Genomic DNA, 10,831 nt, shown 5'->3' on the forward strand with positions numbered 1-10,831 from the left:
ACCCGCTGGCTGCCCCAGGCCGACCACCCCCACACCGCAACCACCCGAAAGCCGCAGATCATCGAGCTACAGCGCGGTTCACCACCACGCTCTAAACGAAAAACGAGCCGTCGCTCGATAAAATCCCAGGTCAAGGAGTGTCGGCCCCGCGCCTGCGGGGATGGTCCTCCGTCGGACAGGGCCCGCGAGTTGGTGGACGGGTCGGCCCCGCGCCTGCGGGGATGGTCCCGACGCGAGCGGCCCGGCCGCCTTCCCCTCCGAGTCGGCCCCGCGCCTGCGGGGATGGTCCTCGCACCCAGCACCCTGATCGAGCTCGGTCAGCGTCGGCCCCGCGCCTGCGGGGATGGTCCCCACTACGGCACCGTCTACGAGCAGCCGCCCCGGTCGGCCCCGCGCCTGCGGGGATGGTCCCTTCTGGGCCTTGGCGACCTGGTCGCGCATGTTGTCGGCCCCGCGCCTGCGGGGATGGTCCCAGACTCCCGCGCGTCCAGCTGCACACTGGCGAGTCGGCCCCGCGCCTGCGGGGATGGTCCTCCACGAGACGCCGTCTGCGACCCTGCGGAAGCGTCGGCCCCGCGCCTGCGGGGATGGTCCCTGTCCAGCGGTGCGGTCGGCGCGGTCGTCCTGGTCGGCCCCGCGCCTGCGGGGATGGTCCTGACGGGGTTCTACTCGCGGGTACGGGTCTCGGGTCGGCCCCGCGCCTGCGGGGATGGTCCCGGCACAAGGACTCTTGGGGCCAAGGGGGCAGTGTCGGCCCCGCGCCTGCGGGGATGGTCCCGATCACGTGGACCCGGGCTCGTGGCCGTCGTTGTCGGCCCCGCGCCTGCGGGGATGGTCCCCACTACGGCACCGTCTACGAGCAGCCGCCCCGGTCGGCCCCGCGCCTGCGGGGATGGTCCGCCCCACACGCTGAGCGGGGCGACCTGCACCAAGTCGGCCCCGCGCCTGCGGGGATGGTCCCGAGACCGGCCAGCCCGAGCAGGGACGTGGGGCGTCGGCCCCGCGCCTGCGGGGATGGTCCCCCACTGGGGCTGATCGGCTGGCACGGACCCAAGTCGGCCCCGCGCCTGCGGGGATGGTCCCACCGAGACCAACTACGGCAAGCGAAGCAACCTGTCGGCCCCGCGCCTGCGGGGATGGTCCCCATGCCGCTACGGACGGTGCGGGTACAGAAAGGTCGGCCCCGCGCCTGCGGGGATGGTCCCTGCTCGGAGGCGGTCACATGGCGCTCGAAAGCGTCGGCCCCGCGCCTGCGGGGATGGTCCGAGGTGGCTGATCTCCCGCCATTCGCTGCCGGTGTCGGCCCCGCGCCTGCGGGGATGGTCCCTGGAACATCACCAACAAGATCGCTGGCACGAAGTCGGCCCCCGCCCGCGGGGATGGTCCCTCTCGGCTCTTGGTGATCCTCACTGCTCGGCCGTCGGCCCCGCGCCTGCGGGGATGGTCCCCTCCCGGCGATGGGCTCCTGACCATGCTGTGGGTCGGCCCCGCGCCTGCGGAGATGGTCCCCGAGCATAGGAGCGCATCATGATCCACGGCATGTCGGCCCCGCGCCTGCGGGGATGGTCCCTCGCCTACGAGGTGTCTCTGACCCTGGGCGACGTCGGCCCCGCGCCTGCGGGGATGGTCCCCTGCCCGAGGCCACCTACCTGGTCGAGTACGAGTCGGCCCCGCGCCTGCGGGGATGGTCCCCGTTGAGCGTGCTGTCCAGCAGTCCCAGCGTGGTCGGCCCCGCACCTGCGGGGATGGTCCCTTCCAGGATCGCACGACGGACGTCAATTGGGTGTCGGCCCCGCGCCTGCGGGGATGGTCCCTCGAGCATCTCCAGACCGGCGGAGACTTCGCCGTCGGCCCCGCGCCTGCGGGGATGGTCCCGCCCTGCGCGTCGTTGCGTGGGCCGTCAAGAAGTCGGCCCCGCGCCTGCGGGGATGGTCCTGTCCCCCAGCCCAAGCGCGGAAAGTCCGGAGAGGTCGGCCCCGCGCCTGCGGGGATGGTCCTGCCTCGGAGGCGGTCACATGCCGCTCGAAAGCGTCGGCCCCGCGCCTGCGGGGATGGTCCCTTCATACCCAGGCCGCCTGAGGTGGCCCAACTGTCGGCCCCGCGCCTGCGGGGATGGTCCTCGGGCTGCCGCCTTCATGAACAGCCGCTCGTCGTCGGCCCCGCGCCTGCGGGGATGGTCCCCACACACACCGTCACCCCGAAGGAGTCCACATGTCGGCCCCGCGCCTGCGGGGATGGTCCCGCAGCACTGACGAAGCTCGTCGGCCAGTGCAAGTCGGCCCCGCGCCTGCGGGGATGGTCCCGACGCCCGCACGCTCTCGACGATTGCCCGCTCGTCGGCCCCGCGCCTGCGGGGATGGTCCGCCGGACCACCGCCACTACACCCTCAGCACCCGGTCGGCCCCGCGCCTGCGGGGATGGTCCGGACGTGCCTGGCTCCAGGTCCGCGTAGGCGATGTCGGCCCCGCGCCTGCGGGGATGGTCCTCTCCCCGGCGTACTGTGCGATGGCGGGCACGATGTCAGCCCCGCGTCTGCGGGGATGGTCCCGTGCAGATGGGGCAGCTGAAGGAGCGCGTCGCGTCGGCCCCGCGCCCGCGGGGATGGTCCGTAAGGAGGGCCTGACATGAAGCCCGAGGCAGAGTCGGCCCCACGCCCGCAGGGACGGTCCCCCCGAGCGCGAGCACGACGAAGCCCCGACCGACTCGGCCCCGCGCCTGCGGGGATGGTCCTGCCTGGAAGCGACCAGGGGCGCCCCTTCCACCGTCGGCCCCGCGCCCGCGGGGATGGTCCCACCCCGAGCCGATTCACGAAGGACGCCCAGCAATCGGCCCCGCGCCCGCGGGGATGGTTGTCGGCGGCGGCTGAAATCTGACCCAGTTTGGGCGGTTGAATTCTGACCCTGGGTGGGTGTTGTTGGTCAGTCGTCGTTGGTGGGGGCGGGGACGCGTCCGAGGTTGCGTCCGCGCATGCGGTAGGAGTCGCCTTTGAGGGAGTGGACCTCGGCGTGGTGGACGAGGCGGTCGATCATGGCGGCGGCCACGGTCTCGTCGCCGAAGACCTCTCCCCAGCGTCCGAAGGGTTTGTTGCTGGTGACGATTACGGACGCGCGTTCGTATCGGTTTGAGATGAGCTGGAAGAACAAGTTGGCGGCCTCGGCCTCGAAGGGGATGTAGCCGACTTCGTCGATCACGATGAGTGGGTAGCGGCCGAGCTTGGCGAGCTCGCTCTGGAGGCGTCCGGTGTGGTGGGCATCGGCGAGGCGGTCGACCCACTGGGCGGCGGTGGCGAAGGCGACGCGGTGGCCGGCCTGGCAGGCGCGGACAGCGAGGCCGGTGGCCAGGTGGGTCTTTCCGGTGCCGGGCGGGCCCAGGAAGACCACGTTCTCCTTGGCGCTGATGAAGTCCAATGTTCCCAGATGCGCGAGCTGTTGGCGCGTCACGCCACGCAGCAGGGTGACGTCGAGTTCCTCGATCGTCTTGATGGCGGGCAGGCGGGCGGCACGGATGCGGGCCTCGCCGCCGTGGGACTCCCGGGCGGCAACTTCCCGCTGCAGGCAAGCGGCGAGGTATTCGGTGTGGGTCCAGCCTTCGCCGCGGGCGTGCTCGGCGAGGCGTTCGGCGGCTTCCAGCAGGGCGGGGGCTTTCATGGCCCGGCAGTAGAAGGCCAGGTCAGCGGTCATCTGGTGGCTGGTGGGCTGCTTCGGCGGGGTCGTGGTGCCGGCCGCGGCGGGGGCAGTAGTGGCAGCCATCAGGACACCTCCGCGCCGGGTTCGTCGCCCTGGCCGCCGCCGTCGATCACGGTGAAGGCGCGGTCGTAGACCTCCAGCCGGCGCTGCTCGACCTCGACCAGGTCTGCGGCGCCGGGCCGGCCGTCACGGGCGTCATCGGGCCGACTGCGGAAGGCGCCGCGCAGGGCGGCTCCGGCCGCCGCGTGTTCGGGGTCGGTGAGGGTCTGGTGGCGGGCCCAGCAGCGCGCGTGCCGGGCCACCACCTGCCCGTCGCAGTAGGCGATGACCTGCTCGGTCGTGACGACCACGGCCACCTTGCGGCCGATGACGCGCGGGTGGATGGAGTAGTCGCAGGTGTCGACGCGCACGTAGTGATCGCGGCCCAGGCGCAGGGTGGTGTGCCACCAGCACGGCGGCGAGGTGGGCGGCAGGGGCAGCATCCGGGCCCGGTCGGCCTCCCACCGGTCGGCCGGACGGGCATCCAGCCTGCGGTGATGGCGCCGGTTGGCCACGGCCAGCCACGCGGTCAGCTGGGCGTTGAAGTCATCCGGCCCGGCGAAGGTCCGCCCCGGCAGGAAGGACGTCTCCAAGTACCCGTTGGCCCGCTCCACCAGCCCTTTCGCTTCCGGATCGCGGGGGCGGGTCTGGAAGATCCGGCAGGCCATCAGCCCCGCCAGCGCGGTGAACTCCACGGTCAGGTGCCCGCCCCGGCCCACTCCCGGCTCGTTGTCCCACACCAGCATCCGCGGGACGGCGCCCCAGCCGGACAGCAGCCGCCAGTGCCCGTCGATCAGGTCCCCAGCCTGCCGAGAAGGCAGCATCCTGGCGGTGATCACCCGCGAGTAGCCCGACACCAGCACCAACACCGGCGGCGAACCGGCCTGCCCATGGCCCAGCGGCACCGACACCGGTGGGAACCACAGATCGCACTGGGCCAGCTCACCGGGCTGATACACCGTCCGCGACACCGGGTCGACGGGCAGATAGGCCGGCCGCAGCTCCCGCACCCGCTCCTTCAGCACCGTCATCCCCTTCTCCCAGCCGATCCGCTCGGCGATCACCGTGGCCGGCATCGTCGGCGTCTGCTGCAGCAGCTCACGGATGGCCGGCTCGACCGCGTCCACCGCCGAGCCCTTCACCGCCCGCTCGTACCTCGGCGGCCGGTCACTGGCCAGCGCCCGCTTCACCGTGTTCTTCGAGATGCCCAGATGCCGCGCGATCGCCCGGATCGGCATGTGCTCGGCCCGGTGCAGGCGGCGGATCTCTGCCCAGTCCTCCACAGCAATCACCCTCTCTCCTCCTGACCTTGATCAAGATCAGGAGGGATGTACCACCACAGAGGGTCAGATTTGATCCGCCGTCAGAGGGTCAGGATTCACCCGTCGCCGACAGATGGTTCCCCTCGGGCCTCTTTGGTGACACCCGAGAGAACGTCGGCCCCGCGCCCGCGGGGATGGTCCTCGCCTGCGCGAGTGGCGCGTTATACCAGATTAGTACTCCAGTGCGACTTCGTGATCCATGGCTGTGGGTACGGCAAGTCGTTGCGGCGACGTGGCCCTGGAGGGGCAGGTGATCGTCGCTGGCTGCTCGCATTCACGGTTCCACTGGTCTCCCGCCGACTGTGTGTCCTGGGCGTTAGGGAACTCCCTGCATGGCGGCGGGTATTCGGGGATCATTGATGGCCGTGATCGAAGATGTGAGCGAGACAATTCCGGGCAGTGAGGTCAGGGCGCTTCTCAGGGTCTTGGACGGGCAGCGGCGCCACGTTCTCGGCATCCTCGAGGGGCTCGACGTGGAGGCTCTGCGACGGCCTGTGCTGCCATCTGGATGGCACTGCCTGGGGATGGTCCAGCATCTCGCGCTGGACGTTGAGCGGTTCTGGTTCCGCGCAGTCGTCGCTGGGGACGAGGAGATCATCCTCGGCCTGACGAACGGCGACGAAGCTTGGAACGTGGCCCCGGAAGTGCCAGCCATCGACGTGCTCGACCAATACCGGCAGGAGGCAGAACTCGCCGACGCCGTCATCACCAGCACCCCTGCTGACGCCGCCCTGGCCTGGTGGCCCACCGACCTATTCGGCGAACCCCACCTGCACACCCTGCGCGGCGTCCTGCTGCACGTCATCACCGAGACCGCGTGCCACGCCGGCCACCTCGACGCGGCCCGGGAGCTCATCGACGGCCGCCGCTGGCTGGTCCTGACCTGATACTCCGGTGCGGTTTCGCATCTATCCGGTTGGGGAGGCGGTGAGTCGTCGCCGGTAGTGGCTGCGGCGGGCTGTGGCTTGATGGTGTCTGCGCCAGTTGGACCAGTGCAGCAGCTTGCGCGGGGATGGGCTGGGCGGGCTCAGCAGGGCACCGAGCAGGTGGCGAATCTCCGGAACGGTCAGGTCGATCGGGTCGGTGTTGTGGGAGGGCTGGTTCGGCTCTGCCGTCCCCGCCGGCGTCGCGTCGGCGGCGGTCGGCCCCGTGCCCGCGGGGATGGTCCCTCACCCCGGGCGGCTCGCTCCCGTCAGTCGCTGTCGGCCCCCGCCCGCGGGGATGGTCCCGCGCACACGCTGACGAACGTGGCGAACCTGCTGTCGGCCCCCGCCCGCAGGGATGGTCCCGGAACCCGGCTGATCGCCTATCTGGCCCTCGCGTCGACCCCGCGCCTGCGGGGATGGTCCCACCGCCGGTCCCTACCTGCGGGCCAGCGGCACGTCGACCCCGCGCCTGCGGGGATGGCCCTCTTCGCAACGGGTGAAACGACGAGGGCCACGAACGACAAATGAAAAGTGAGCCACTCCGGTCCCGACCGGACTACCACCGCCGCACTATCCGCAACGTCCGGCACGTCTTCACCACCCCCCGGACAGCCCTGGTGGTCCCTGCCCGTCCGCCCGGGCGAGCGCGCCTACGACTTTGACCCCGCCGCCGGCGAACCCGGCGCCGGCAGCGGACGCCCCTACCCGCACCCCGTCCTCCCGCGCGAGATCGCCGCCCTGGAAGAGGAACGCTGCGGCCCCTACCGCGACGCCTTCGGCCTGTACGGCTGCGGCCTCAGAGGCCGCGTCGAACGCAGCTGCGCCGCCGAAGACCCCCACCGCTCCCGTGAATCCAGCGCGCCCCGTACTCCCAGCCCTGGAAGTGGGTGCCCTGCCCGCACGCATGCGGCCACGTCGGCCAGCCCGAGATCCGCCCCAGCATCCTGTACGGACTCATCCCACAGCTCAGCCCCACCGCCACGCCGGCCGGCATCGACGACGCCCGCTGACCCCGCCAGGAAGGAGGCACCCATGCCCTTCATCCCGCCGGGAGACGACGGACGTACGTTCGGACACATGGACGAGCAGCCAGCACGCATCGACCCCACCACGGACCGCGTCACGGCCGCGCTCATCCTCCGCTGCACCCCGAACCAGGTCGGATACTGCGCACGCTGCCAGGGCCTTACAGTGCGCTACGGGTCCAACGCCCAGGTTGTGTGTGCCTACTGCCGGGCGAAGGAGCGTCAGAGCCGCTAGCCTGTCTTGAGCGGTCCACGAAGAGTGGCCGCGTAGACGGCCGGAGGCCCTACCCCCAGCGGGGTAGGGCCTTTTTGCGTCGCAAGGTCTCTGCGCTGGACGCCACTTTGCGGCCCGGCGCTGAGCTGGAGGCCTTCCCGGATGGGGCCCGGCCCACCCGCGGCGGGCCCCATCCTGAGGCCAGAATGGGGCCATAAGAACAGTGAAACCCCGTGAACGATCAACATGCCCCGGATACGTTCATGCCCGCTGACCTGCACAGACAGCGAAAACAGGGAGAGGAAACGAAACCTGGGGCAACGCTCTGGCGAGCTCGTAATGCGTAGGTCTCGGGTTCGAATCCCGAAGGCGGCTCCATGGTGAACCCCGGGTTGGGCCTCTGACCTGGGGTTTCTTGTTTCGGGTGACCTTGGAATTCCGGCTAATCGGGCACGCGTGGTCCGTGCATCGCAATGCGCAGGTCTGGAGTTGACGGCCAGTGGCGGTTGCGGATCGCGAGGCTGTGACCTCGGCATATGTTCATGGCTGTCGATCTCCCCGGCCCGTCCGATTCGAGCTGGTGGCCATTTGGTGGCCAGGCGCGCAGAGGTCGTGCAGATGGCTCCTCGGTCAGCCTCGCGGATTTCGCATGAGAGTTGTGCCATCCAGACAATCGCGCGGCCGACCGGGTTTTCCTGGGGTGTAGGCGTAGGCGGACGACGCGCTGCTTCACTATCGGCCGTCTCATCGTCGAGAACGTCCCCGTCACGGATCTTGGCAGCGACTGTTGCCGAGATCCGCCGGAGGTAGATGAGTGGGCCCTCACGAGAGGTGGATGACCGAGTTCCGCATCGTCCACGCCCTGGCTCGGTCGGCTTTTCAGGCGTCGGCAGGAGGCACGCGGGCACGTACTGCTGGTCCGACCGCTCATACCAACGCGCTGGACAAGGGGCAGCGGGCTACTCGTCCTCGGGCAGGGGCGCTCCCGCCGCCCGCAACTGCTCACGGACGCCCCAGCCGTAAGCATGAGCCAGGTCCTCGCCCGCGTAGTTCAGGACCTGGTCGCCGTCGTAGTCGCCCTCGCAGGCGGCGAGTGCGTCAAGCAGGCCCAGAGCGATCTCTCGGGCGGCACCGGTGAACCCGAGGCCCAGGCGGCGGGTGATGTCCTGCTTGTACGGCTCGAGGGCTTCTTCCACCAGGCTGCCCGCTGCTTCGTACACGTCGACGTATCCGAATCCCGGCTGGTGCCCGGTACGCAGGTCCTCGATCTCCAGTTCCCGCAGGGCGTCTTCGACCATGACCGCAGTCTCCTGCCGCAGTCCTTCGGTGTCCGCCCGCTGCGTACGGCCGTGCCGCGCCGAGCCCGGGCCGTCGAGGAGGGCGACCGCCAGTCGCCCCACGTCCGCCCGCAGCCCAGGCCGCTCGGCGAGCAGGGCCTCGAGTACCTGCCCCTTCTCGGCCGCGGTCAACTGACCGTACGCGTCCTGCGGATCGACCGTGTCCGCGTCCCGCGCGGGAGCAGGCGCCCAGCGGAGACCGCAGGCGATGGCGTTGAGAGCGAGTGCCACCGCGTGCGGGCAGAGCGTGGCGGCACGGGCATCCGCGCAGTGGCATTCGCCGGTCAGACGGCGGTCGACCACGCCCACCCAGACGTCGTACGTTCCACTGTCCGTGGTCACCGAGCCGCTTGTGCCGCCGTCGGCGGCCACGGTGTCCGAGACCATGTCCGCGTCCCGCAGCCGCCGGCCGGCGCTAAAGGACTCGCTGGTCGTGGACGTCTTCACGGTTGTCTCGTTCACTACTGCTGCCATGTCCGTTATCCAACAGCCCCGCTACCGCACGGCGCTACCGAGCCCGGTGCCGCAGGGGGCATGACGGTGCGGGGCGTACGGCCGGCCAGGACAGGAGCCTGGGTGGGGGTCTGACAGAGGACCTCGGGGTGACCCGTTTCAGCTCCGTGCCCACCGATCATCTGTGCGATATGCCGGCCCAGCTCCTCGCCGACGTACTCCGGACTCGTCCGGATATTGCGGCCCCACCACTGTCGGCGCTCCCCGAGTACCTCGCGGTCCGGCTCGCCGATCCCGACCGTGTTCAGGCCGCCGAAGAGTGCCTGAGCCGCCCCGAGGCGCAGGTGCTCGAAGCCGCCTGGCCTGTGCCGCCGAGATCGTGGACCCTCACGTTCCCAAGCGGGAGGCGTCGTCCATAGCCGCGGGAGGAGCGCGAGCCGGTGCTGCTCGCGCGCTTCGAGGACGTCCGCGCACTGCTCGGACCCACGGTGAGCACAGCAGCTGCCGATGTGTCGTTCTTCGTCGGCAAGCTCGCGCTGCGTGGTCCGGTCGGCTGCGGCGGCCACCGCTGTCCGCCGTGTCGACGACGTGCTGCGCGAGGACGATCTTCGCTGGCCTGCGAGGGTGCCACAACCCTCTGATTGTCTGCGCTTTGCATGCATTGATGCTATACTGCAATCATGACTGCTCTGACGATTCGGGATGTCCCGGATGACCAGATCCAGACCTTGAAGGTTCGTGCTGCCCAGGCCGGCAAGTCCCTCCAGGCTTACTTCCTCGATCTCATCGCGCGAGAGGCGTCCAAGCCCACCATGGCGGAGATGGTGGCGCGCTTGAATCGGGAGACTACGGCCAGCGTCAGCACGGAGGACGTGCTGGCCGCGATCGACGAGGCCAGGGCCGGGAGGTGAGCGAGACGGTCGTCATGGACTGCTCCGCCCTTGTGCACTTCCTCACCAACCACGACCCGCTCGGTCTTGCCGTCCGCACCCGGGTGGGTGCCGCCGATGCCGTCGCCGTGCCCACGCTCATCGACTACGAGATCCAGTCCGCACTCCTCGGCATGAGGAGAGGGGGCAAGCTCACGGCGCGGGAAGTGGCCAAGGCTGTCGATGCCTACCGGCAGCTCCAACTCGTCCGACATGAGACGCTCTTCCTCTGGGATCGCGTTCAGGTTCTCCACGGAAACCTGAGCGCCTACGATGCCCAGTACGTCGCCCTGGCCGAGGCTCTCGCCGCAACGCTGATCACCAGTGATGCCAGGATCGAACGGAGCGGTGCCGCGAAATGCGGCATCGAGGTCTTCGGCTCGAACTGACAGCGGCGCGGCCGTGGGGCCGTTGACTCAGGATGCTATTGGAGGGCACCTACAACTCGCCCCCAACGCCTCGCTTCGTTGCTCAATGACGCCCCCGGTGGCCAGCCGGTGGCCGGATGCCTTTGGACGGTGCGGCACGAGGCGTCACCGGCCAGGACGTTGCACCCGCTCTGATCAGGCAGAACGGCATCAAACAATATCAGCCGGTACGAGGCGACATGATCACTCATGGTCTCGTAATGCGTAGGTCTCGGGTTCGAATCCCGAAGGCGGCTCCATGGTGAACCCCAGGTCGGGCCTTTGACCTGGGGTTTTGTGTTTCGGGTGACCTTGGAATTGGCGTAAATCGGGTTCTGGTGGCATGCGCATCGTAATGCGTAGGTCGGAGGTGTCGCTTCCGTTACGAGGATCCAGCTTTAAGAACTCCTAACAGAATGCTGCAACTCGCCTCGGAATGAAGGGGTCTGATGACTTGTTAGCCTGCACATGAGAAGGGGTGAGCGGCCGCCGT

Annotated in this window: 7 protein-coding genes and 2 CRISPR repeat arrays; of the genes, 4 read left to right on the top strand and 3 right to left on the bottom strand. The window is 69.7% G+C overall.

All coding sequences use genetic code 11. The features are described 5' to 3' along the window. The first annotated feature begins 139 nt into the window (after positions 1–139). Positions 140–1,327: direct repeats of the CRISPR family, unit length 28 nt; unit sequence GTCGGCCCCGCGCCTGCGGGGATGGTCC. A gap of 92 nt (positions 1,328–1,419) precedes the next feature. Further along, a CRISPR array of direct repeats spans positions 1,420–2,852; the repeat unit is 28 nt; unit sequence GTCGGCCCCGCGCCTGCGGGGATGGTCC. A 66-nt stretch (positions 2,853–2,918) separates the two neighbouring features. Together istB and istA are read right to left on the bottom strand one after the other, a co-directional pair. After that, positions 2,919–3,749, bottom strand: coding sequence for an IS21-like element helper ATPase IstB (gene istB, locus ACWD5Q_RS34490; RefSeq protein WP_451431019.1), 831 nt, complete (start codon positions 3,747–3,749; stop codon positions 2,919–2,921). Next, positions 3,749–5,017 carry an IS21 family transposase gene (gene istA, locus ACWD5Q_RS34495; protein WP_451431020.1) on the bottom strand — a complete coding sequence of 423 codons (1,269 nt, stop codon included), beginning with the start codon at positions 5,015–5,017 and terminating at the stop codon, positions 3,749–3,751. The genes istB and istA overlap by 1 nt, the downstream gene beginning before the upstream one ends. Positions 5,018–5,406: 389 nt before the next feature. Between istA and ACWD5Q_RS34500 the strand changes: the two genes are divergently transcribed. Beyond that, entirely contained in the window at positions 5,407–5,934 is a 528-nt protein-coding gene (locus ACWD5Q_RS34500) for a DinB family protein (protein ID WP_451431021.1), read from the top strand. 1,071 nt (positions 5,935–7,005) lie between these two features. Continuing rightward, the gene (locus ACWD5Q_RS34505) at positions 7,006–7,233 is read left to right on the top strand and encodes a hypothetical protein (protein WP_451431022.1); all 228 of its coding nucleotides are present in this window, start codon (positions 7,006–7,008) and stop codon (positions 7,231–7,233) included. A gap of 938 nt (positions 7,234–8,171) precedes the next feature. Here the strand turns inward: ACWD5Q_RS34505 and ACWD5Q_RS34510 are convergent. Beyond that, on the bottom strand, positions 8,172–9,023 hold the full coding sequence (locus tag ACWD5Q_RS34510) for a hypothetical protein (protein WP_451431023.1): 852 nt from the start codon (positions 9,021–9,023) through the stop codon (positions 8,172–8,174). A 659-nt stretch (positions 9,024–9,682) separates the two neighbouring features. Here ACWD5Q_RS34510 and ACWD5Q_RS34515 point away from each other — a divergent pair. After that, positions 9,683–9,913 (top strand): FitA-like ribbon-helix-helix domain-containing protein, encoded by a 231-nt coding sequence (locus tag ACWD5Q_RS34515; protein WP_451431024.1) that lies wholly within the window; start codon positions 9,683–9,685, stop codon positions 9,911–9,913. After that, positions 9,910–10,320 carry a type II toxin-antitoxin system VapC family toxin gene (locus ACWD5Q_RS34520; RefSeq protein WP_451431025.1) on the top strand — a complete coding sequence of 137 codons (411 nt, stop codon included), beginning with the start codon at positions 9,910–9,912 and terminating at the stop codon, positions 10,318–10,320. The genes ACWD5Q_RS34515 and ACWD5Q_RS34520 overlap by 4 nt, the downstream gene beginning before the upstream one ends. Positions 10,321–10,831: the final 511 nt, after the last annotated feature.

The sequence above is a fragment of the Streptomyces sp. NPDC002513 genome, from assembly GCF_053595355.1.

Coding starts and splice junctions, on each gene's coding strand:
- istB (WP_451431019.1), bottom strand. CDS start 3,749: ATGGCTGCCACTACTGCCCCCGCCGCGGCCGGCACCACGACCCCGCCG.
- ACWD5Q_RS34515 (WP_451431024.1), top strand. CDS start 9,683: ATGACTGCTCTGACGATTCGGGATGTCCCGGATGACCAGATCCAGACC.
- ACWD5Q_RS34500 (WP_451431021.1), top strand. CDS start 5,407: ATGGCCGTGATCGAAGATGTGAGCGAGACAATTCCGGGCAGTGAGGTC.
- ACWD5Q_RS34510 (WP_451431023.1), bottom strand. CDS start 9,023: ATGGCAGCAGTAGTGAACGAGACAACCGTGAAGACGTCCACGACCAGC.
- ACWD5Q_RS34505 (WP_451431022.1), top strand. CDS start 7,006: ATGCCCTTCATCCCGCCGGGAGACGACGGACGTACGTTCGGACACATG.